23 protein-coding genes are annotated in these 23,220 nt (G+C 45.1%); 15 read left to right on the top strand and 8 right to left on the bottom strand.

Translation table 11 applies throughout. The features are described 5' to 3' along the window. Positions 1 to 9 precede the first annotated feature (9 nt). The 6 genes from AACR11_RS29790 to AACR11_RS29765 all read left to right on the top strand — a co-directional run bounded on the left by AACR11_RS29790 (position 10) and on the right by AACR11_RS29765 (position 9,181). Positions 10 to 1,359 (top strand): HlyD family type I secretion periplasmic adaptor subunit, encoded by a 1,350-nt coding sequence (locus AACR11_RS29790; RefSeq protein WP_009704725.1) that lies wholly within the window; start codon positions 10 to 12, stop codon positions 1,357 to 1,359. 3 nt (positions 1,360 to 1,362) lie between these two features. Beyond that, positions 1,363 to 3,594: an ATP-binding response regulator gene (locus AACR11_RS29785; protein WP_079325437.1), complete on the top strand. Its 2,232-nt coding sequence runs from the start codon at positions 1,363 to 1,365 to the stop codon at positions 3,592 to 3,594. Further along, positions 3,569 to 4,993, top strand: coding sequence for a TolC family protein (locus tag AACR11_RS29780; RefSeq protein ID WP_017821589.1), 1,425 nt, complete (start codon positions 3,569 to 3,571; stop codon positions 4,991 to 4,993). Before AACR11_RS29785 ends, AACR11_RS29780 begins: the two co-directional genes overlap by 26 nt. Then, positions 4,983 to 6,569 (top strand): ATP-binding cassette domain-containing protein, encoded by a 1,587-nt coding sequence (locus AACR11_RS29775; protein WP_041053448.1) that lies wholly within the window; start codon positions 4,983 to 4,985, stop codon positions 6,567 to 6,569. Before AACR11_RS29780 ends, AACR11_RS29775 begins: the two co-directional genes overlap by 11 nt. Then, positions 6,566 to 8,704 carry an ATP-binding cassette domain-containing protein gene (locus tag AACR11_RS29770; RefSeq protein ID WP_079325435.1) on the top strand — a complete coding sequence of 713 codons (2,139 nt, stop codon included), beginning with the start codon at positions 6,566 to 6,568 and terminating at the stop codon, positions 8,702 to 8,704. Before AACR11_RS29775 ends, AACR11_RS29770 begins: the two co-directional genes overlap by 4 nt. A 108-nt stretch (positions 8,705 to 8,812) precedes the next feature. Further along, the gene (locus AACR11_RS29765; protein WP_005453700.1) at positions 8,813 to 9,181 is read left to right on the top strand and encodes a hypothetical protein; all 369 of its coding nucleotides are present in this window, start codon (positions 8,813 to 8,815) and stop codon (positions 9,179 to 9,181) included. Between the two features lie 63 nt (positions 9,182 to 9,244). Here the strand turns inward: AACR11_RS29765 and AACR11_RS29760 are convergent, their stop codons facing one another. The 7 genes from AACR11_RS29760 to AACR11_RS29730 form a co-directional block, all read right to left on the bottom strand. Beyond that, positions 9,245 to 10,135 carry a sigma-70 family RNA polymerase sigma factor gene (locus AACR11_RS29760; RefSeq protein ID WP_029790228.1) on the bottom strand — a complete coding sequence of 297 codons (891 nt, stop codon included), beginning with the start codon at positions 10,133 to 10,135 and terminating at the stop codon, positions 9,245 to 9,247. 290 nt (positions 10,136 to 10,425) lie between these two features. Continuing rightward, a complete protein-coding gene (locus AACR11_RS29755; protein WP_029790227.1) occupies positions 10,426 to 11,685 on the bottom strand; it encodes a hypothetical protein in 1,260 nt (419 codons plus the stop codon). Continuing rightward, the gene (locus AACR11_RS29750; RefSeq protein ID WP_009699547.1) at positions 11,678 to 12,391 is read right to left on the bottom strand and encodes an ABC transporter ATP-binding protein; all 714 of its coding nucleotides are present in this window, start codon (positions 12,389 to 12,391) and stop codon (positions 11,678 to 11,680) included. Before AACR11_RS29750 ends, AACR11_RS29755 begins: the two co-directional genes overlap by 8 nt. Continuing rightward, positions 12,391 to 13,626, bottom strand: coding sequence for an ABC transporter permease (locus tag AACR11_RS29745; protein WP_029790225.1), 1,236 nt, complete (start codon positions 13,624 to 13,626; stop codon positions 12,391 to 12,393). The genes AACR11_RS29750 and AACR11_RS29745 overlap by 1 nt, the downstream gene beginning before the upstream one ends. After that, a complete protein-coding gene (locus tag AACR11_RS29740; RefSeq protein ID WP_029790224.1) occupies positions 13,616 to 14,845 on the bottom strand; it encodes an ABC transporter permease in 1,230 nt (409 codons plus the stop codon). The genes AACR11_RS29745 and AACR11_RS29740 overlap by 11 nt, the downstream gene beginning before the upstream one ends. A 66-nt stretch (positions 14,846 to 14,911) precedes the next feature. Beyond that, the gene (locus AACR11_RS29735; RefSeq protein WP_029790223.1) at positions 14,912 to 15,658 is read right to left on the bottom strand and encodes an outer membrane lipoprotein-sorting protein; all 747 of its coding nucleotides are present in this window, start codon (positions 15,656 to 15,658) and stop codon (positions 14,912 to 14,914) included. Positions 15,659 to 15,775: 117 nt separating this feature from the next. Beyond that, the gene (locus AACR11_RS29730; protein ID WP_029790222.1) at positions 15,776 to 17,218 is read right to left on the bottom strand and encodes a transporter substrate-binding domain-containing diguanylate cyclase; all 1,443 of its coding nucleotides are present in this window, start codon (positions 17,216 to 17,218) and stop codon (positions 15,776 to 15,778) included. Between the two features lie 363 nt (positions 17,219 to 17,581). On the opposite strand from AACR11_RS29730, the gene AACR11_RS29725 reads away from it, so the two are divergent. Next, positions 17,582 to 18,745 carry a threonine/serine exporter family protein gene (locus AACR11_RS29725; RefSeq protein WP_005453681.1) on the top strand — a complete coding sequence of 388 codons (1,164 nt, stop codon included), beginning with the start codon at positions 17,582 to 17,584 and terminating at the stop codon, positions 18,743 to 18,745. On the opposite strand, the gene AACR11_RS29720 is transcribed toward AACR11_RS29725, so the two are convergent. Then, complete coding sequence (locus AACR11_RS29720) at positions 18,742 to 19,008, bottom strand: alternative ribosome-rescue factor A (protein ID WP_029790220.1); 267 nt, start codon at positions 19,006 to 19,008, stop codon at positions 18,742 to 18,744. The two genes, AACR11_RS29725 and AACR11_RS29720, sit on opposite strands and share 4 nt — an antisense overlap. A 368-nt stretch (positions 19,009 to 19,376) precedes the next feature. Between AACR11_RS29720 and AACR11_RS29715 the strand changes: the two genes are divergently transcribed. The 8 genes from AACR11_RS29715 (at position 19,377) to AACR11_RS29680 (ending at position 23,218) form a co-directional block, all read left to right on the top strand. Then, a complete protein-coding gene (locus AACR11_RS29715; RefSeq protein ID WP_005433440.1) occupies positions 19,377 to 19,586 on the top strand; it encodes a cold-shock protein in 210 nt (69 codons plus the stop codon). Positions 19,587 to 19,659: 73 nt separating this feature from the next. Continuing rightward, positions 19,660 to 20,205: a YaeQ family protein gene (locus AACR11_RS29710; RefSeq protein WP_005453677.1), complete on the top strand. Its 546-nt coding sequence runs from the start codon at positions 19,660 to 19,662 to the stop codon at positions 20,203 to 20,205. Continuing rightward, positions 20,192 to 20,734 carry a hypothetical protein gene (locus tag AACR11_RS29705; protein WP_029790218.1) on the top strand — a complete coding sequence of 181 codons (543 nt, stop codon included), beginning with the start codon at positions 20,192 to 20,194 and terminating at the stop codon, positions 20,732 to 20,734. The genes AACR11_RS29710 and AACR11_RS29705 overlap by 14 nt, the downstream gene beginning before the upstream one ends. 802 nt (positions 20,735 to 21,536) lie before the next feature. Then, positions 21,537 to 21,698 carry a hypothetical protein gene (locus tag AACR11_RS29700; protein ID WP_162860697.1) on the top strand — a complete coding sequence of 54 codons (162 nt, stop codon included), beginning with the start codon at positions 21,537 to 21,539 and terminating at the stop codon, positions 21,696 to 21,698. 5 nt (positions 21,699 to 21,703) lie between these two features. After that, positions 21,704 to 21,886, top strand: a complete 183-nt coding sequence (locus tag AACR11_RS29695) for a TraY domain-containing protein (RefSeq protein ID WP_079325433.1) — start codon at positions 21,704 to 21,706, stop codon at positions 21,884 to 21,886. A gap of 48 nt (positions 21,887 to 21,934) precedes the next feature. Continuing rightward, positions 21,935 to 22,294, top strand: a complete 360-nt coding sequence (locus AACR11_RS29690; protein ID WP_029790216.1) for a TraY domain-containing protein — start codon at positions 21,935 to 21,937, stop codon at positions 22,292 to 22,294. Further along, positions 22,284 to 22,886 carry a lytic transglycosylase domain-containing protein gene (locus tag AACR11_RS29685; RefSeq protein ID WP_047515463.1) on the top strand — a complete coding sequence of 201 codons (603 nt, stop codon included), beginning with the start codon at positions 22,284 to 22,286 and terminating at the stop codon, positions 22,884 to 22,886. The genes AACR11_RS29690 and AACR11_RS29685 overlap by 11 nt, the downstream gene beginning before the upstream one ends. A gap of 14 nt (positions 22,887 to 22,900) precedes the next feature. Continuing rightward, on the top strand, positions 22,901 to 23,218 hold the full coding sequence (locus tag AACR11_RS29680; protein WP_029790213.1) for a hypothetical protein: 318 nt from the start codon (positions 22,901 to 22,903) through the stop codon (positions 23,216 to 23,218). Positions 23,219 to 23,220: the final 2 nt, after the last annotated feature.

Below are 23,220 nucleotides of genomic sequence, written 5' to 3'. Positions count from 1 at the left end.
AGGTGGATCATGAGTAACAAGCAGATCGAGCACCACCTCAGAAAAGCACTCGTTTCCAATAACGAGTCTTCGAAGGTGACCGCAGACGATACGATCGTGCTAGCCAGTGCGATGACCAGCGTCCACAAAACCTTGCTGGTTATCTTTTTGCTCTCAATGGTGGCGATCGCCGTGGCGTCTCAAGCTCGTATCGACATTGTGGTGTCGGTGCGCGGTGAGCTACTGCTGGAGTCTGACGTAGAAAAAGTGCAACACCTTGAAGGCGGTATTCTCGAAGAAATGTTAGTGCGCAAAGGCGAAGTGGTTTACGAAGGTCAACCCATTGCGCGCATTCGCTCTTTGGATAGAAACACTCAACTCGATACGGTAAACACAGAAATCATTCAGCTCGAGTTAGACAAACTCCGTTATGAAAGCTTGCGCGATATGGTGGAGCCCGATTTCTCTGCCTACATCGAAAAATATCCAGAATTGGTTCAGGTAAATATGAATACCTGGCAGCAAGAGTTTTCCAAAAACCGCTCGAATGAAGAGTTGATCACCCACGACATCAATCATAAGAATTCTTTGATTGATTCTATGCTTAAGCGCCGCAAAAGTTCCGAGAACCAGCTTTCGTTGATTCGCAAGCAGCTCAATATCAAGAACACCTTGTACAAAGAAGAAATGGCATCTTATGTCGATGTTCTGAATATGCAGGTTCAAGAATCAAACATGGTGCGTGAGATTGAAAATCTCGATGAGTCGGTCATGAATGAGCGCTTCCAACTCGACAAACTAGAAAAGCAGTACCGAGACTTGGTGGAAAATCGCAACTCCGAATACCAAGCGCAAATCATTCAAGCGAAGAAAGATCTCAAGCTGAAACGCATTCTTCGTCCTCAACACTCAGACAAAGTGGATCGCCTCGTGGTCTACGCCCCTATTGATGGTGTGGTGGATAAAGTGCACTTCAACTTCCGTTCTGCAGTGATACCGCCGGGGGAAAGTATCGCGGACATTGCGCCGATTAATAACTCCCTTCATGGCGAAGCGAAGATTCCACGTAAAGACATGGGCTTTGTTGAAATCGGACAGGCAGTCAAAGTGAAGATGGACACCTACAACTTTGCCAAATACGGATTTTTGGAAGGTCGAATCGCGTCGATCAGCCGTTCGTCCTATGAAGAAGAGGACGCTGAATTCTACCTCGCTGAAATCCAAATCAGCCAAAACTATCTAGAGCGCGGAGGCACACAATACAAACTATCCCCTTACATGGAGTTTACCGCCGACGTGAAAACAGGGTCGCGTCGGGTTATCGAATACGCTGCGAAGCCGGTTATGTCGGCTATCGAAGACGCGTTCGATGAGAGGTAATGGATGAGTAACAAACCTTCCTACAATATTTCCGTTCCTGTTATGCGCCTAAGCATTGCTTTCAGCTTGGTGCTGGCTGCCCTCGCCTTTTATTTGTATGTCTCTTGGGAAAAAGTGGATTCAGTGGAGCAAGTGCAAAACGCACCTCTGTTAGTTCAAGCCCAACAACTCAACCAAACCATCGAACTTGATATCCAAACGCTTCAGCGCTGTTTAGCCGCGCGTTATTGCAGTACAACAGAGCTCAATTTTGAGGTTCTGAAAAACGAAATTGACCAGTTTAAGTCTCTCGCGTCACTCAACAAAACCGAGTTTAGCTTGGTAGGCGCGACCGAATATACGCAGCTTGAACTGGCGATTAATCGCTTCTCGGACAGCTCAAAAACGCGTGACGATGTGTTGGCACTGTATCTTTCGCTCACCAATAACTACCTACAAATGGACGACAACTATCGCACCATGTTTAACAACCATGCGAGCGACCTAATGATGGAGAAAAACGAGTTCTTCATTTGGTTGTTTATGGTCGTTGTTGTGTTAGTTGGTATCGCCGTTCTATCGAATTTAGTGGCAATCCTCAAACTGAGAAAATCCAGTTCGAATGAGCGCGACATTGATCAAGAATTTGACGGGCTTTATCAAGAACTCAAACAACTGGATTTACAAAGGTTGGAAGAGTTGCTCAATGAAGTGAGCATCAATCCGAAGCAGCGTCAGATCTACTCTCACCTAAAACTGATTTTCAGCAAACTCGAAGAGCAAAAACGTAATAACGATCTCTACAAGCAGCTCTATGCTCTGATTGGTTACGAGATTCGTGGCATCACCAACACCATTAACGGCGGCGTGCAATACCTCGTACAAGAGACCGATGAGAGCGGCGTGTTGATGGCGCAAGATATAACGTCGGCTGCCAATACCCTGTCTGAATTGGCAGAGAACTACAACCGACTCATTTCACAAGGAACCGAGAGCAAATCGAAAGAGTTTTCACTGCTGAATGTGCTGTCTGAATTGATGATTCACATCAGTTCCAAAGTGCAGCGAAATGAAGGTGAACTAGACTGCTTTATTTCGGATAACTTACCAAATCGTGTTGAAGGGCAATCCACCAGCTTATTCTGGGTGTTGTTCCTACAGCTATCGAACGCCATCCAACTCAAAGCCGACAAAAAACTGTTTGTCACCATTGAATCGGGCGCGGCGTCAGACATTGAAAACACTCGCCTGACCATCAATCTAAACTTCTTAACCACACTGGATGTGCCGTTTGCCAAGCTCAATACCCTACACTGGAGCGACCATAAACAGCACACAGCAACCAAAGACGATTTGGCAAAAAGCGTGTTGAAAGATTATGGCTATTACGAGAGCCATTGGTATCAATCGGGCAATCAGGAACGTTTTCAAATTCAGCTCGATTTGAAAGCCAAAAGCTTCCACACCGAGAAAACTCGCTTCGACAATAAACGTTTGTTGCTATGTGCCAACTCTCAGCTGCGCATTGATGTGATGAACAAAATGTTAGTCAACTTGGGATTAGAGATCACACCAATTCGCACGCCGAACGAGCTCTTCTCTGCGGCAAAAACCTTTGGCGAATACGACGCCATCATGCTGACTGACACGTTTGAGCCAAACAAACTGCCCTCACTGAGCAAAACCGTGAAATCTCAACTGCGCAATCACCCAAATACTAAATTGCTGCTTTCAGTTACTAGCACTCAGCAAGCACAAGAGAGCCATACCTTTGTCGACAAGATTCTGAACTCTCCTGCGATTCCATATGAGTTCATCCCTAATCTGTTAGCAATCATGGAAGCGGAAGCCTCTGAAGATCAGATGGAGAACAGCTCATTCCTGATTGTTGAGGATGACCGTGTTCAACAGATTCTACTCAAACGTATTTTGAGCAAGCAAGAATACGAAGCCGACACCGTTGGCGATGGCGCAGACGCCGTTCAGCACTTCATGAATCAGCGCTCGGACATCATTTTTATGGACTGCATCATGCCAGGCATGGGCGGTATTGAAGCAACCAAACGCATTCGACAATACGAACAAGAGAGCGGACAAAACCCTTGCACCATCATAGGTGCGACAGCATTGACCAGCAGCAATGAACACCAAGCTTGTATCGAAGCTGGAATGGATTACGTGATCAGCAAACCTTATAAAAACGACGAAATCATCAAGGTGATCAACAAGTATGTGGCGGTACAGAAACTTAACTAGCTGCGTATTGGCAGCGCTTACATTGAGCAATGCTCCTTCGGCAATGGCGACCACCTTGCTTGAGGCGGTCAAACTCGGCTTGGAAAACAATTTATCTCTGCGCGCTAGTGACAAAGGCGTGGAAGAAAACGAATACAACATCGACATTAGCCGTTCTAAGTTCCTGCCCTCTTTAAACGGTGCCGCTGATACCACATGGAATGAAAACGAAACCATCTTAACGGGAACACCGGATACACGTTCTAGCTACAACTCGAACAGCTACAGCGTGTCTTTATCTCAATCGGTGTTTAACCTTGGCGACATCTTCAAATACGGCACCGCGAAGCTTGATTTCAACATTGAAGAAATCAAACACGAGAACAAAATCCAGAGCACCATTTCTGAAATCGCGACGCAATATTTCGAGTACCTGAAAAACAACGCGCAAATCAAAGCCACCAAAGTCGAGCTTAAATCGTCTGAAACACGTGAACGCCAAATGCGTCGCAACGTGGAGCTTGGCAACACTGCGGCGAGCGAGTTGTATGAGGTGATTGCTCAGAAAGAAGGCATCGCCAATCGCTTGAGAACCTTAGAGAAAGATCGACGTGTGATTTTGAACGGTTTAGAGATTCAAGTTCAATACCCAGTCACCCCATCGCAGGACATCTACGAAAGCGTGCCCTTGGCGGAAATCAGCGAATCCGAACAACGCGCGATTCTTGAACAAGCTTTGAAGCTCAATAACGACTTATTGGTTGCGAAGAAAACCGTCGAACGCAGCCGAAGAGGCTTGAAAGAAAGCGGTTCAAACTTTGTGCCGACCGTATCGCTTTCTGCCAGTTACCGTTACGACGACGCGAACAACTATGACCGAACCGACCCAACCGCAACAGGAGACAGTAACTCCACCAGCGTCGGTTTGAACTTGAATGTGCCGATTTTCTCCGGCGGTTCGGATTACTACGGTTATCAAAAATCATCAACTGCCATCGAGCGAACCGAACTTCTGTACCAAGATTCGTTGTTCACTACGCGCAATAGCGTTAACACCTCGGTACTCAACATTAATGACTTCTCCCGCGCCATCAGCAGTTACGAGAACATCATCCGTGCCAACTACGCCTCCTACAAAGGCATTCAACGCGCTTACCAACTTGGTACACGAACCATAACCGACTTACTGGCAGCGGAGAGTAAACTGTTTAGCGCGCTACGTGATTACGAAAGCGCGCGGTATGACTACATCATTGAATCGATCAATCTAGAGCAAATCAAAGGCATGCTGTCGGTGCAATCCATCGAAAGCATCATGCAATTGATGAGCGATATCGAAGGCAGAAGCAATCAAGACTTAGTTCCAAAACACCTTCTCTCCAAACCATCGATTAAGAAAGGAGGTCGCAATGCAAACTGAGCATTTTTCCCAGAAGATTAACTTTGCTGACAAGTGTTATCTGACTTTCTCAACGGTCATCTCAACACTGTTTGGTTTAGTGCTGCCCTTTTCGATTCTGATTATCTTTGACCGTGTTTTACCTAACCAAGCCAAAGACACACTGTTTCTTCTGTTTGCCATTATCTTGATCACCATCTTCCTCGACTATCACTTAAAGAATCAGGAAGAGAAGATTTCGTCGGTGATCATGAAGCAGTTCGAAACCAACCTAACCAACAAGGTGTTTCAATCCATCTGTTTGGCTGAGATCTCGAAGTTTCGTCGTCTAGAACCCGGTGAATACCTAGAGCGTATTGCCACCATTCCAGAGATTAAATCCTTCTTTGGCGGAGAATCTGTACGGGCATTGATCAACCTTGCCGTCAGCATACTGACCATTCTGATTATCGGTCTGATCAACATCTGGGCTGGGGTGACCATCTTGCTCGCCTCCATCGTTTTGGCGGTGTTCGCACTCAGTCTTTCTAAGCAAAAGATCAACAGCCTAGAAAACAAATCCGACATCGAAGGATTAACCACTTCGAAAATCATCGAGATCATCTCTAGCCCCCTCGATATCAAAGCGCGCAATATGGAATATCGCGTTGAGAGCTTGATGACACAAATGGTGGAAGAACGTGAAGTCGAGAACATCAAGTACGAGCAAATTGAATCAAACTTCAGCCTTATCTTGTCGCTCATACAACAGCTCTCCATCGCTTGTGTGGTCGTGGTTTTGGCAACGGCAGTTATCAACATGCAATCTAGCCAGGGCATCATGGCTGCCATCATCATGCTTACCAACCGTTACTTCGCACCATACCAACAAGTGATGCGCACGGTGAGCCGCTGGGAGTTGAACAAGCTTCACATTCAACGAATCGCCGAGTTGCTTGAACTTGCTGCGTCTGTAGAACAACAAAATGACACGACAGAAGTCGAGCGCATCTCGGTGAAGTATTCGGAAAAACAACGCATTGAGTTTGAACGCGGTCAGGCTTACTTGCTGACGGGGAAAAGCGGCGCAGGCAAAACCCATCTTGCCAATTGCATTACGCGGCAAAACACCGACAGCAAGCTCGATATCCAAATCAACGAGACACCGCTTGATGACGTCAATTACAACGTCTGGCGCAATAGCGTGCTCATGGTCGACAAAACCAGTTCGTTCGTTGAAGGCACCATCATCGACAACTTGACTTGTTTCCGCCCGAGCTTAAACAACACCGCATTTGCGCTTTGCGAGACCATGAACATCAAAGCACAAATCGATGCCCTTCCCGCTGGTTTTTATACCGAGCTTAAGGGACATTTACGCAACCCATTCTCGCGCCAAGTCGCTTATGCCTTGTTGTTAGTGCGTGCCTTACTCGCGAACAAACGTGTGTTGATCTTCGACGATATCGACTGTGTTTATGATGACGACTTTGCTCGATTGGTTTTGACCAGTACCGCCTATCGCGCCAACGACAAAATCCTCATCATCGTCAGCAACAAGATGGACAAACTCAATCATCGCCTCAAACGCGTCAAACTTACCGGAGGTGACCAATGAGTATTTTGGTTGATTTTAATAATGTCCCTCAGCGCTTGTTGGACTTTGAGGCTCGCAGTTATGACGAGCGATACAATCAGTCACCTTTGATTCGTGGTTTGGCTTACACCCTCATTGCGCTTGAATGGGAAGGCACACCTTCTATCCTCAGCGACGCTTTTATCCCTAAACCAAAAGACAGCGACAGTTTTATCGCCACCATTGAACGCCTTGGTTACCGTTGTGACGTCACCAAATTAAAAACGTTGGAGCACATCGAGGGGCACCCTCATCCTTGTTTTATCGAGATAGAAAACCTCACTGCGATTTTCTTGGGCACTAAAGACGGCAAACTGATCCTGTTTGATTACACCAATAACAACACCATTGAATACCCGCTCTGCAAGAAGCCGTGCTTGTTGGTTTCGATCAGCGAATACTCGCGCTTGTTCCGGGAGCCGCCACCTGAATCTCAAGACCGCAGTAACTGGATTAAATACGCGTTTTATCGCTACAACAATGAACTCAAAAGCTTGATTATCCTCAGCTTCGTGATCAGTATCTTGGGCGCACTCCAACCCTTCTTTATCATGAGTGTGTACAACTTCGCATTGACGTCTAGCTCGCAAGCCACGCTCTATTGGCTCACGTTGTTTGCGGTGATTGTTGGATTCTCGGAATACTTTTTTAAGAAAATGCGGGTCAACATCATTTCCACGTCAGGTAAGGACTTGGCGGTACACATTTCTCAAGCGGTTATATCCAAGCTGTTATGGCTCCCGTATGCGATGACATCCACCGCCGGCGTGTCTTCTCAGTTGGCACGTTTAAAAGACATCGACACATTCCGCCGATTAGTAACGGCAGAATCAACCTTGAGCTACTTCGACATGCCGTTTGTTATTGTGTTCATTGTCGCGATTGCCATCATGTCAGGAACTGCTGCACTGGTCGTCATGGCGGGTTTGATTCTGATGTTGGTGTTCTGTGTTTATTCTCGTTACATCTACTCACAAGCCACATCTAAGAGCTCTCGCGCCAACGCCATGGTTTCTTACCAATGGAATGAGATTCTTCGCGGCATCAAAACCATCCAAGGCTTGCCACTGTTGCGAGTGATTCAATCTCGCTTCAGTGCTTCACACATGCAAAGCACCAACGACGCAGAGAACGTTGCGGTGACCAACAGCAAGGTTCAAGCCGCAGGTGGCAGTTTGATTCAGGTGATAGGTACCGCAAGTATCGTGACCGCGGTTATTGGTGTAATGGATGGAACGTCTGACGCTGGTGCCATGCTTGCAACCGTAATTTTAGTCTGGAAGGCGTTAGGTCCGATAATGGGTATCTACAACTCCATTTCCAAATTCCAATCGATTAAGGCGTCCTCTGCGCAAATCAACAACCTTATGGCAATGAATGACGACAAGCTAACATTGGAGAAAAGCCCACCTATTCGCCTCTTCCAAGGCAGCATTGTCGGCAGCGGTGTGAGCCATCGCTACACTGGCGCAGCAACGGGCTTAACCAATCTCGGATTTAAAATTGCCCCAGGGGCGAAGGTGGTGATTTGTGGACCGACAGGTTGCGGAAAAACCACGCTAATTTCCATCCTTGCGGGTTTAGAAGATAGATACCAAGGTGCAGTGTCGGTAGACGGCTACAACATCAAACAGTTCAACAGCTATCGCTACCGAACCTCGATTAACTACATCCCGTTTAATTTGCATATTTTTGAAGGCTCTCTGGAGACTAACTTCATCTTGCATAATGGACTCATCCCTACAGAAAAGATGCAAGAGATGGTGAGCTTTTTCGAACTCGACGCATGGTTACCAGAAGGATTGAACACTCAGCTAAGCGTAGATAAATGCAAGAATTTACCTAACGGTATTCAACAGAAATTGCGCCTCGCGCTGGGGCTTGGAAGCTGTGAACAATCACTGATCATCATTGATGAACCATTTAATGGCGCTGAGCAAGAAAATGCTCAGTACTTCAACCGCTTGTTCACCGATAAATTGCTAAACAAAACCGTGGTGTTCTCTACCAATGATCCGGGGTTGATCGCCACTTCGAACATGAGTTTGGTATTAGAGCCAGACGGCAACTTGAAATATTTTGGCTTAACAGACAAATACTTAAACAGCTTAAGTTAATACTGTGGCGCTTATTCACAATTAACTCTTTAATCAGACAGATGCAATTGACAAAGATATAAACCAGAGAGATGATTCGACCGAGATATAAAGGTATTTAGGATTCAGATGTATACATTTGTTGCTGACAAATTGGATGTGGTTTATTTATCAGCGATACCGGAAAACCACGCATTACAGGACTTTGATGTGCCTGAAGAAGAACTCGAAATCCGCGAGATTGTCGAGGTGTGGTACGAGTGTGCATTTTTGCCTGATTTCAATCTTGAGCAAATCGACATCGCAAACAAAGCGGAGCTAGTGGCAACACAAACTCAAGTGGTGAACAACTACACGAGCACCCTCGCTTTTTTACTCAAGAGTCGTGTGTATCGAGCTGCCCTTAACCGCATGTTGAGCATCTGGACACTCGAACCCTCCGCAAAAGCACAACTTGAGTTACTGCTTTTTGCCGAAGAACAAGCAAAGACCAACTGAGCAACACGCAGATAGAAAAAAGCCAGCAATGACGCTGGCTTTTTAGAAGCTATTGAACTGGTATTACACCCATCCATCAAACTGAAGACGTTTTTGTATTCGCTCTACTGCCTCTTTCTGCATTTGTCTCACACGTTCATTAGAGACATTCAGTAAGTCCCCGACTTCAGCTAGTGTTTTCACATTATGCTCAAACAAGCCAAAGCGATGAATTAACACTTGCTGCAACTTCACAGGCAATGTGTTAACGACGTGCTCCAGTGCTTGAGTAAAGCAATGGTCTTCGCAATCTTGCTGTGGATCTGCTGTGTATTCGCTTTCGCACTGTTCGAGCACAAATGGCGCATGATTAAGGTCGACAGTTGTTGAAACATCGATAAAGCCGCTCAACGCGACTAACTCATCAACACGCTCTACCTTTACGCCTGAACAATGGGACAACTCTGAAATGGAGATGTCTTTGCTCATGGTTTTGCTCGCATCGTGCTTTTTCGACGCAAGGCTATTTATCTCTTTACAAACGTGAGCAGGTAGACGCACCGTGCGACCGTTGTTCATTAATGCCGCTTCAATGTTTTCGCGAATCCACCACACTGCGTAAGTTGAAAAGCGATAACCCGGCTCAGGATCATACTTGTCGATGGCTTTGATCAAGCCAATGTTGCCCTCTTCAATCAAATCAAGCAGCGTGAAGTTGTTACCAGTACGTTTTAAGTAGCTTTTGGCAATCTTCACCACTAAACGCAAATTAGATTCGATCATCACCTCGCGCGCTTCTTTGTCCCCCGCTCGATTGAGTTTGGCATAATGCAGTTCATCTTCTCGAGAGAGTAAATCAATCCCCACGATGTCTTTTAGGTAATGTGCATAAGGATCTTTACCTGCAGAAAACGTTTCTTTCATTGGCATCTCATCCGTGACACCTCGGGACCTAGCAAAACACTCGTTGTTCATTTCCCCGTCCTTATCAGCCAACTTTACTGGTGTAGCTCTTTGGCTACTTTTCTCCGTGGCTCAATTAATATGCCACCCAACGAATAACATTCGTTTTACGTTGAGTGTAGACAAGGCTTTTTAGCTTTACCAAGAAATTGCATTTAATTTCATATCAACCCTGCACTCAACTGTCAAAGCGTGAGCGGGTTGGGATTTATGGAGCAACATTCAGTATCGTATTTACATCAGAGTTGATAGGAGAGCTTCACTTACTAACAGTTAAATAAATTCACTTTTAAAACATATGTTTAAAAACTGTACTTTACATTAGCAAACAACAAAGTCGCAGGTACCTCGCCAAACAAGCTGCCACTGCTACCGTTAAAGCTTTGAATTACCGTGAGCAATTGCCAGTCATTAGCGAGGGAGTAGTTACTCGATATCCCAAGGAAATAGGAATGATCATCGTAGTAACTGGTTGAGAGCGTGACGCGGTTTAGAGGCGTTAAGTCAAAGCTCACATCGACATACCATGTATTTCGTGTAAAGCTCAACGTTTTTGCATCGAGAGGAAGATTCAAATACGCCAATGCGCTTGATGTATCTTGCGGTTCAGAGATAAATAACCACGCTGCACGCCCCATCCAGCTGCGTTTGCCGCCAAAGCTGTAATCCGATTCAATACTGGCAACTGTGGTCTTTTTAGTCGGTTCACCCTCAAATTCTGGATCAATGGGATCAAACCACGTGAGCTCTCCACGAAAACCCGCATCAAACACATCCGTTGCAAAACCAGCGCCGAGTACGTAATCCATCCGAGCTCGCCCTGCAATAAACTGATAATCCCATCCCGATTGATTGGCGAAGTAACGCAGTGAGGTACTGTCCTGCCCTGACTGACGAGCTGGTGAAAACACCAAATCTACCCCATCGGCAAAGCCCAGCTTTCTGCTCAGCATGACCGCATCCGTACCTGCCCGCTCTTCATAGTCAAAGTCGTAAATCGAATACGCATTGTAGATATCGTTTGGATTCCATATCGTATTCATCGACCAATTGATACGAAAGCGCCCTAGTTGCGCTCCCCAGTCATCTTGCTGCCAAGTGAGATATAGACGATCAAGCTGACTGTTAATGACCACATCATCTTCATGCCAGTTTTTGCTTAAATCCATGTAACCAGAATCCAACGCAACCAAATCGGCATAGCCAGGAAAGTCGGTAGAATCGCCCCAAAGTGCTCGATTTCGTAGCCCAACATTCACACGCCAGCTAGAGGAAAAACGGTATTCAAAGTTAAGTCGATTGTGTATCAGGTTATCGAACGCATTATCAGTGCCATCAGGAATACTGTAGGTTGCCATGTATTTGATGTAACCATCCAAATCCCATGACTTTTGAGGCTCTAATCCGGGAACAGCAGACAAGGCAGAACCAGCCTGAAGACTAAGCAATGAAAGGCTTAACGCCTTAATAAACACTGCATTTATTTTTGTTCTGAGCAAGCCAGTATTGAATTGGAGAGCTTTGGTGCAAGTCGCAGACAAATAGGAAACAGCTCTATGCATGCGACCTCTCTGCACGATTATCAATATTACTGAAATCACGCGCCAAACGACCGTCTTCAAACACGATAATTCGGTGTGCACGTTTTATCACACGCGGATCATGGGTCGAGAAGATAAACGTCGTTCCCTCTTGTTCACTAAGTTGCTCCATAATGTCGAGCAACTCCGCGGTGCTTTTGGCGTCTAGATTGGCAGTAGGTTCGTCCGCCATGACAAAACGAGGCTTTGGCGCTAAAGCACGGGCAACCGCAACACGCTGCTGCTGCCCGCCGGACATCTTACCTGGCACCTTATTCATCTGTTCCGCCAATCCCACTTGCTCAAGTAAGGACGTCGCACGTTCACGACACTCTCGCTCAGTTTTACCTTGCAGCTGCATGACGAATTCCACATTCTCAAGCGCGGTTAACACTGGTAACAAACTATAGTCTTGGAAGATGAAGCCTATATTATCGCGACGATAGGCAATCAGTTCTTTTTCTGACATCGATGAAATCATGCAACCGTCGATTTCCACTTTGCCAGAGCTTGGGGCATCAATACCTCCAATCATGTTCAGCAACGTCGTTTTTCCCGAACCGGATGGTCCCATGATCGCAACAAATTCACCCTGCTTAATCTCCAAGTCTACCGACTGCACTGCGTGCACAGGGTAATCACCATCGGCGTTGTAAATCTTAGTTAGGTTTTGTAGTTTGATGGTCATTAGCTTTTCTCCGCCATGGCATCCACTGGTCGATGCTTCAAAATTTGTCGTGCGGGATACAGGGCTGCGATAAGGCTGGCAACAAAAATTGCGACAATGATCATTTGATATTCCGCTATTGATACCCGTGGATAAAGCAAGGTATCCACGCCATAAGCCCCTAGCCCTTCCGCCATACCAGCCAGCGACAATCCGGTAATACTCAGCACCTTGAGCATTATTGCACTCCCGAGCAACCCAAGCGCACAACCGCTTAATCCGAGGAACAAGGTTTCAAAAACAATCAACAAGCGTATCTTGTGTTTTTGCATGCCGACAGCCATTAACACACCGAACTCTCGCGTGCGTTCAAACACCGACATCAGCATGATATTGATGATGCCAAGGGTCATCGCCAGCACAAAAACCACCAGCATCACTTGGTTAGAAACATCCATCGTGCTCATCATGGTAGAGAGCAAAGGTTGGATCTCCTGCCAAGGTCTCACACTGAGCAAGCCTTTACTTTCCGGCGGCAAAATAGAGTGAGTGAACGCCAGTAACTGCTTGAGCTCAGCATCGTTATTAGAAGTAAGGAGTATCGCGATTTCGTGCGTGCCACTCAGCCCCGCTACCTTTTCAAGATCCGCTTTTCGAACGTAGACATTCCCGTCATCAAACCCTGTCGATGGTGTTTTGAATATGCCTCGAACACGAAATGCCGCACCTGCAACCTCTCCATTGACATCAGACAAAGTGAGTACCACTTTGGAGCCGACACGTAGCTTTAATCGCTCAGCTATCTTGCTCGATACTAAAATCGGATTTCTACCTTCTTCGCTCAACCATTCCCCGTCGACAATATGTTTCGAGAGTGGCGTGATGTTTTGCTCTTGCTCGATATTAATGCCATTGATGCGAATACCACGTGTACTGCGCGCCGACGCTATCATGCCATCTGCTAAAAATCGCTCAGAGATAGCTTTCACTTCTCGGTTACTCGCCAACACTTTGCTTATCTTATCCGCATCGGGAATCACATCTTTTAGCTCTGGATTGACTAAGTAGGACTTTTGCTGGATCTGCAAATGACTGGTTTGCCAAGAGATGGCGTTCTTAATCATGCTATCGACCAAGCCATTCATGAATCCCATCATGGCAACCACGCCCATCAAGCCAAATACCATAGCTCCGAGCATGATTGAGGTTCTCAACTTGTTGCGCCACAAGTTACGCCAAGCCAACTTAACCAGCATGAGCACCTCCTTTTAACCCTGCCGCAATGGGCATTCGAAACATGCGAACCATTGGGTAAAGCAGACATAATAAAAGAATGAACAGCACGACGGCGATTTGATTGAGCAGTAAGTGTGGGTCGAGCGAAACGGGCACAATAGGCTCAAAACCACTTTCCCGCATGAGCTTGGCAGCATCGCCGGTAATTTCGATTGGATTAAAGTAGAAATATCCCAACACAGGAGCACTCACGATAAGCCCAATAATGATGCCAATAACGGACATAAACAGAGACTCTATCGTGAGCAGAAGGACGAGCTTGGAGCGCAGCATTCCGGTTGCCAGCATGACGGCGAACTCGCGCTGGCGTTCCAATGTCGTCATCAAGATTGTCGCGAACAAGCCAAAACCAACAATACCGTAGAGAATATAAATCAAGAAAATACCGCCCGCTTTATCTAAGGCGATTTGCTGTGCCATTTCTGGCGACAACTCTTTCCAATCTTTCACGGCGACATTTTTGCCATACTCGGCTTTAAGCTGTGCGACGGTATTGGGTAACGCTCTTAAACTCTCCGTATTTAAAACCCACGCGGTGACTTGGTCATCCAATGAATACAGTCTTTGCGCTGTATCGAGCGGCATGTACACCAACTGAGAATCAAGCTGCTGCAAAGGAAAATGAAGAATGCCCGAGATTTGATACAAACCTGCCGCGGTCTGTCCCCTATAACCGGCACCATAAAGCACCAGTTCATCGCCAACCTTGAGTTGCAAATAATTGGCTAAACCACCACCGACTAGCACTGATTTTTGCCCTGATTGGATGTAGCTTCCCTCAATCAATTTGTCGCTGATATTGGAGTACTGATTTTCAGCTTCAGGCTCAACGCCTAGTACCATCACGCCTTTCGAGCGTTCATCTTTTGCGGCTAAAGCAAAAGATTCTACCCGAGGTAATACCACATCAATATTGGGATTGTTTTTCGCCGCGGAAATGAAAGAAGCGGTTTGTGGCAAGACATCATCAATACTGGAAGAGTCACCAAACTCGGGGGTTTGCAGTTGAATCAACCCGGTATAAAACTTGGCGGCATTTTTGATATTGGACGTATAACTCCCTTCTTGAAACGCTCGCGTAATAAGTGAAAGAAACAGCACCAATGCCAACGCAGACGCCGTCAGTAGTGTCCTGCGTTTTTGTCGCCAGAGGTTTCGCCAAGCTAGTTTCACGAGCATTGATTCGCTTCCTTCCGTTGATGTTTGATTATCCGTTTCTTCTTTTAGCCGTTGATTTATCCAAACTTAGTCGCGCAGCGATTTCATCTGTTGCTGAGAGAAAAAACTGTCATCGATACCGAAGTCAAACTGCGCTTGGTGGGTAATGAGTACGGTTTTGTTGTCTGGCTTATCAAGCGGCTGCATTTCCATTCTGGTCGCTAATTTTCTCCCGCCGAGCTCTTTCACGTCATAAGTCGTCATCACGTTCACTCGCTCATCAAACTCATCGTAGAATTCCACTTTGCGCTGCAGATAGGTCGATTTGGAAATCCACAACGTTACTTTGCTCCAAACCACGGGAGCATCGGGCTTCGCAACGGCGTCTATCACCCAAACCTTGTCACCATCAAACACATCCTCACCTTTCAATTCATGTTGATAATCGACCACGATAGAGGACTGGTTAATTAAGTCATCATTGGTGAAGTCAGAGCCCATCCACGATTGGCTCAACATAGATGGCGCGATTTTGATGACGCGTTCAATACTCGGCACCCAATTCCACATTTCTCTTTGTCGTTTTAGAGAAGCGCTGCCCTTATCTTTCGCTGGCGCTGTAACCAACACCAAAGACAAATCCGTCCCTTTGGTCCAACTCTTCATGGTCATCGACCGAGTCCAATCAGGACGAATGATCTCCATGGTAGATTCGGTATAACTGGAATCACCGCGCATTGCTTGATCTGACTTTTGCACGATATCAAAAGCACTTTCAGCCACAGCAGTAAATGAAATGGACCAACACAGTAGAGATAACCAAGCAGTACGCATAACCGTCCTCGACACTGAAATCCAACACTATTCGCGTCAGAAATGACAATAAAAACAGGGAGTTCAAATCAGTATAGCAAGGAGAGGATGAAGGTCAGCGAGAGCACGCTCAAAGTTTTACTGAGCTTTACGAAGTAATGGTTCCACTTTGTTTCTGTTGATGATTTGGAACACAGCGCGATTCTTCCCGTTTGCCTTGCCATGGTACATAAATTGATCAGCATCTTGCAGGCTTGGTTGTTCATCAAATTTTGGATAATACGCGCACCCTAAACTGATACTCACGCTAATCGTTTGTCCATCTAAGGTCACTGGTGCGCAATTTACTTGGGTGCAAATTGTACGAGCAAGAACTTCTGCTTCCTCAGCAGAGAGCGAAGCCGTTACTAAGGCAAACTCTTCACCACCAATGCGCGCTAAAGTCATTCTTTCATCGATGACAGATCTTGCTGTATTCGCGACAGCAGCAATAGCTTGATCCCCAACCAAATGTCCAAATTGATCATTGATGGATTTAAAGTCATCAATATCAAACACCATCACGGTCAGGTTTCTTTTTACTGTACTTAACGTCGCTAACCTTTCTATCAAGTGACGTCGATTATAAAGCTTAGTGAGAGGGTCAGTCAGGGTGAGCTCAAAAAGCTGTTGATTCGCCATAGTGAGTTGCCGAGTACGCAAAGCAACCGTACGCTTAAGTGAAAAAATATGGAACATGGCAGCAATAATCAGCGCAAAAACAGCAAGTGGAGCAAGATACGCTGGATAGACGGTTTTAACATGAATCCAACGACTGAGGATCCGGTCCTTATTTGCCTCCATGACTATCTCAAAATTCCTCGATACCTCTTCAATCGACTTTGCACTGCCGTCACCCGTCGCGATTCTTAAATCTTTGCTGTAAAGATGCAATGCGGGTAAGAAAGTCACCGAGTCAGGTGTTGTTGCCATGTAGAAATTGGATACCTGGGTATCAGCGACAAACAGAAAAATTTGCTTACTCGTAACCGCTTTTAGCAACGCATCATTATTCGAAAACAACCGTATTGCCGCGTTCGGATAGTGTTTACGAACGAAAGTCTCTTCGTATCCTCCTTTCACCAAACCAACTTCCATTGCCGATTCACCTTTCAGCACCGATTCCACGTCAATTCCTAACAGGTCACTGTTTACATAAAGTTGAGTATCGATAGGCATAATCACTGTGCCAAAGTTCAGATACTGGCTGCGCTCTGCAGAAAATATCAATCCAGCATGAATATCTGCTCGTCCCTCTTTTACTGCTAGTAAAGATTCTTCCCAGTCAAGCAAAAGAAATTTCACATGAACATCATTGCGAACGGAGTACTCGCGCCAGAAATCAATCAAGATGCCTTGCGGCTCGCCGTCTGGCGTAAGGTATGAGAAGGGTTTCCAAGCTTTGGAGTTGGCAACAATCAAGGTGCCTTGCTTAGTTTCGTGCCCGTAGACTGCGCTGGAATGGAACGCAACAATAAGCAGCAGAAACATGCCAAATATTGTGTTTTTCCAATCATTAGTACTATAACGCATGAAGGTCATACCTACTTCTCACTAACCTACCCTAAAGGGCTATCTAAGACTTAAATAGAACTAAAGGTATAGCAGAGGTTCTTTCTTTAGGTAGCAACTCTTATTGATATGAATCTAAATTAGTACCTTTACACTGAAAAATGGCACTTTTACATTAGATTATTTTATAGAATCATCACGAATTGTTATGAATTTAATATGAATAAAAGTTCGAAACTCCGAGTTTCTCTGGGTTGAGCCTTTTCGCGACATGAGTAACACCTGACACAGTCCACAAAATCACACAAAAAAGTTAATGATTATTCGCTCGACAAGAATCACTTTGTTAACTTACGCGCAATTTTTTTGTGACTCGAAATTTTCGCTTTCGCCATGCCTTCTCAATATAGAATTAACAAAATCGTCGAAATTGGCGATACGCTGCATCGTAGTGGCTGTGCGCCATACAAAGTAGAGAAATACACTCAGCACTACGCGCAAAAACATGGCGTGGATGTGATGATTCAAGCCACGCCAACCGCGATCAATTATCAATTTCCAGATGATAACAATGCAGTGGTACTCAAGCGCTTGAAACCAGCTTCAATCAACTTAAGTTTGCTAGCTAACACCATCATTCGAATCAACCAACCGAGTAGCGAACCCGTCCCAGAGCCTGCTGGATATCCTTCATGGGTTATTGCATTGGCGAATATGGGCATTCCACCCGCGTACTTGATGCTGGTCGGCAGTACTTTAGAAGCGGTCGGCTTTGCTTTTATTCTTGGTTTTATGGTCTGGGGATGCCAGCAAGTTTGCCGAGCGAGACGTGCAATTGCAGTTGAGTTCATTGCAGCTTTGTTCACAGGTATTATTGTTGCGTACCTGTCCAGCACTGGACTGCCGATCCCTGTTTGGGCGCTATGTATCGCAACGATTGTCTTATTTGTACCCGGACTCTCCATCGCTAACTCCCTTGAATGTCTCGCGTTTAATGATTTGGTATCAGGGACCAGTTTATTGGGGCAATGCGCTCTTACGTTGATCAAGTTGTTTGTTGGCATCACCATGGGGCTCAATATCGGTGAAGCCATTTGGGGACAAGCGCAATCCATCGCCTACACCAATGAAATCCCGATTTGGATGCACATCAGCGGACTATTCTTAATTTCCGCCAGCCTTGGAGTGATCTTTAACGCTCGCCCTATCGACATTCTGCTTGGCTTACCCGTTGCAATGCTGGGCATGTGGGGACCTTTTTATCTTGGTTTCGAAAGTGGCTGGGTTGTGGGGACTTGGGTAACTACAGTTCTGATTACATTATACGGAACTTGGATTGCGAAAAAGATGGAACTGACTGGCTCTATCTACATTGTTCAAGGCATCATCATTTTGGTTCCAGGTAGCCGCGTCTTAGTAAGCGCAAGCCAATCCGTGTTTGAACAATCTATTTTACCCATTCCAAGTATTGGTCTGTCTGCGCTGTTTATGTTCTCTGCTATCGTTGCGGGGCAAATCACGGCTTACTCAATTTACTCTCCAAAAATAGAACGCTAAAACACCCTCTCGCCATCACCTTCAGATAAGAAAAAAGCCCTATTCAAAATCCACTTTAGTGAGAACTTTGAATAGGGCTCTTTGCCTCTATGTTTTGCTTTCCGATTGAAGCTGCCTTTGCCTTTTTTGGCTTTCACAACCCGCGTTCTAAACAGTTGACTAGTGACGACAGCTTTAAGTGCGTTGTCTTTGATTTCCCCTCTGCCAAACTCGGTATCTTGATTCAATTCATTTGGCTGAGGATTAGATTTGTTCTTTACCATACTTCCTCCTTAATGGTCGAACCAGATTGGACAATAATTAGGGAAAATAGTCAAATTTGTATAATAAAATTCATTTTATTCTCCAAAAACTTCACAACAACGTCATTTATTTGAAAATTCATCAAAAATACACCGTATAAAAAGTGACTAGATACAAATATTTGCCCTTGATGGGTCGATATATGTTGACTATACCCGTAATTAACCTAGACTCGAACACGGCTAGAAAGAAAGTTCTTTGTTTTCACATTTCGTTGGATTACTCGTAACTCCCCCGTCCTGTGGTACGCAATAGCAATTTATTTTTCCACGCTATAAGCGCCGATTAGGCGAAGATTTACATAAAATTAGATATTTAGGAAATAGACATGTCTAACAAAGCTACTGGTACAGTTAAGTGGTTCAACGAAACTAAAGGCTTCGGTTTCATCCAACAAGAAAACGGTCCTGACGTTTTCGCTCACTTCTCTGCAATCCAAGGTGACGGCTTCCGTACGCTTGTTGAAGGTCAGAAAGTAGAATTCGAAATCACTCAAGGTCAAAAAGGTCCACAAGCTGAGAAAATCACTCTAGTTTAATCCTTTAAGATTTTGATATGGTAGCCAGCTTTTAGCTGGCTATTTTTTTGCCCTTCATTTATCGATACTTCCTATGGCTCTAAAACCAACAATTTACAAGTTTCGTATCGCAATCTCTGATATGAACAACGATTACTACGATTCAAAAAATCTTACTATCGCCCTTCACCCTTCTGAAAAGCCACAGCGCATGTTGGCTCGTATTTTCGCCTACTGCTTGAATGCACAAGATGATCTTGAGTTCACTAAGGGTCTATCTACAACAGAAGAACCAGATTTGTGGCGTGTAGAGGACGACCAATCTATCACTCACTGGATTGAGATTGGCGAACCAGAACCAGATCGCATCAAGAAAGCGACCCGTTTGGCTAAGAAAGTAAAAGTCTATACCTACAACACCAAAGCCTCCGTTTGGTGGGATAAGATGGCGGGCAAATTTGGCATGCTTCCAGTGGATGTGGCAAGCCTTGACTACGATGCTATCGACTTGATTTCACAACACCTTGACCGTGGCACTAGCCTATCTGTTATGATTACCGGCACCTCTATTTTCGTTGATATTAACGAACAACACGTCGAAGTGACGGTGAAGGAATTGCAAAGTAATGACGCCTCTTAATGAACTGATCCAAGAAATGGGGTTCAAAAACATTCCCTTCGTTAATGAGCATAAGGCTGCAAGGCGACGTTGGACAAAAGAACAAGCCCCATTGTTCATTAGAGTATGTGAAAACAAGCCTGACACAGCCCCTGCGCTGCATATGCTTGGGCTTTTGACTAAATCTCACATCGAAGCCAGCGCCCTGTATGAACAACATGCCACCTCTACTCACCACATGCAGCAAGTGTTGAACGACACGCTTGGTGAAGAGCACGCGGAAAAGTTCACCAATCAGTCGGCCGAAGACTTAGTACTGGTGACGCATTTATGGCTATACACCCAAGGCTATCTAAATATGGATTTTAGCCTTGCTCATGACCATGCAGAGCAAACGCAAAATATCCTACAACATGAGTTAGTGATTAAGCGCATGGATTTGGATGCTTTTCGTACCGATTTAATGCAGAGTTTCTATCTTGGTAAAGAAGCTAACCCAGTAAAAGCAAGCGGGCTATTTGGTTGGGTAAAACGTCTGTTTTCCTCATAAAATACATGGTTTTGTCAAAACCAAACACCTGATAGACTACGCCCTTTCATGCAACGGCTTTCTACGCTCAACGACTTCGTTACGTAAGTTCGTTGCATGACATACAAGGACACTCATCCATTGAACATCAAGGGATCATTATGAAGTTTATCCGTTGGATTTCATAAAAAAACAATGAAACACTTTTAAATCAATATGTTATTTAAAATTAACTGTTCATAAACACAGTAGTTAAACACCAAAATAACCGATAAAAACCGACCTAAAATGACGAGTGCCGCCACGAATGCCGCCACTAAATCTGATGCTTTAGAGTCTAGAAGGTTCTGAACATTAGATATCGAAATAGTAAAACATCTGACAATTACTTCAACGCCTCCTTCCCCCCTGGTTTTTTCTAAGACCGACAGTAACCGACAAAAGTCGACCTTGACACGACTCAAGCCATAACCCTTAAAATTCAATAAGTTACAATAAAACCATCATTCAAATAGAATATGAGAACTGTGAACTACTGTACACAAAATTGGTGTCCTTAACTTTGACACCAACTGAAAAACATATGTATAAATATACATACAAACTTTGCTCTTTGTTAATTTGTGCCTAGGCAGATAAAACGCCGCAACAGAACGTTGGAAACGTGCTCCACTGCATCAGTTTTATCGACGGGGAAGCCCCACTAAACACTTAGTGGAGAGAAATATTCCCCAAACACACCCGACGTCTCGCAAACGGGCTGGGTTCGGTTTTGCTCTGAGCCGATGAAAGTGAAAGAGCATTCTCGTAAGGAGAAAAAATTATGACCGAAAAACTCAAACAGTTTCGTTCTTATCGCTACCTAAGAACTCAATCAAAGGTCGATAAAGCAACAAAAGAACGAACGTTACATGACATTGAACTAGAGCGAACACGTAATCACTTCAGACGGTTTCACGCTCGTGAGTTCTTAGCAATGAGGTAAATGAAATGCTACAAAACGCAGAAAAAGATACAACTGGAATTTGGTTCGATATGGACTCTGAAACCAACCAAAAACTAGAAGAATCTGCCGAGTTCAACAAGCGAACAAAACGGCAAGAAGCAAGCTTCCGTTTAAGTGACCATCTGACTAAGTTCGACCGACACATGCCCCCTCGCGCTAAAGCATAGCGTTTTTTTAATCCAGAAGATCCAATCTTGGGACGAAAGGAGTCTCACATGGATAACAAAGAGCTCATAGAGGGAAAACTCACCCTCGACCAACAAACATACGATCTTCTCAACCAAGCCTCTCAACGCTCTTTTCGCTCCTTAAAAAAGGAAGCTTCCCTTCGCTTAATTGACCACGTACAACGATTTCATCACAGCCCACAAAACAAGCTTGATGAGATAGTGTTTAAAACGTCCATTAAGATCCCTATCAGGGTAAGAAAAAGCGTTGTACCTTGCCTGTATCGAGGTAATTACAAAGTGAAAACCTTGGTTGACGAATATTCGATCCGTTTAAAAGACCACTTAAAACGATACCCAACCATATCAGCGGTTGGTGTCGTACAGGAGGAAAAACATGCTCCTTGAGTTGAGCGCGTTAATCCCTCTACTCAATACCTGCCAAAGCCAAGTTGACGCAAGCATTCTCAAACGTCTCATCGATAATGAAAGCTCTCGTAATCCCTACGCTATCGCTGTAGTTGGAGCTAAACCTATCAATCAACCTAAGACCAAACTAGAAGCCATCCAAATTGCAACCGATCTAGAGAAGCAAGGCTTTAAGTACAGCTTGGGATTGATGCAAATCTACAAAGAGAACTTTCCCGCCTATGGCATGACTATCGAAACCGCATTTGACGCTTGTAAAAGCATTGAGGTCGGAGCGGATATTTACGCTAAGTGTTACCACCGCGCAAAAGCGCAAGTACCAAACAAGGCACACCAACAACTACTTGATGATGCCGCCTCTTGTTATTACTCCAATAACTTCACACGAGGCTATCAAGGTGAAAGAGAAAAAGGACTGAGCTACGTTGAGAAATTCAACCAAGCAAAGAAACTTCCCTCCAACACCATTACTGAATCTTACAGCTCACCCTTTGAGTCTTCTCAACCTTCAAAACCAACACCACCAAAGCAAGCCCATTTATGGGATGTCTTTGGTGACTTCTCTAATTAATAAGGAAATATTCAATGCAAGCACTTAATTCAAACACGCAAACATACAACAGCCTAAAAGTGGCATTCATCGCCATGATGCTTGTTCTTTTTTGCCATCCAGCTATCGCCGCAGGAGGCTTGGATGAGGCAACGAACTGGGTAGATGAAGTCGCAGCATGGGCATACAAACTCTTAGGCTCAGCCGTCTTTCTATATAGTACCTACATGGTCATCATGGCCTTGGCTGAGAAAAAAACGTGGGGGGATGTGGGCATCAGTATCGCTAAAGCGGCAGGCGCTGGCGGTATCGTCGCGGCAGTTGCTTACGCTTGGTCTATTTGGGGAAGCTAATC

It is taken from the genome of Vibrio sp. L85 (genome assembly GCF_963871815.1).
In the GTDB taxonomy this organism is placed as follows: domain Bacteria; phylum Pseudomonadota; class Gammaproteobacteria; order Enterobacterales; family Vibrionaceae; genus Vibrio; species Vibrio harveyi.
This window is presented reverse-complemented; position numbering and strand designations above follow the sequence as displayed.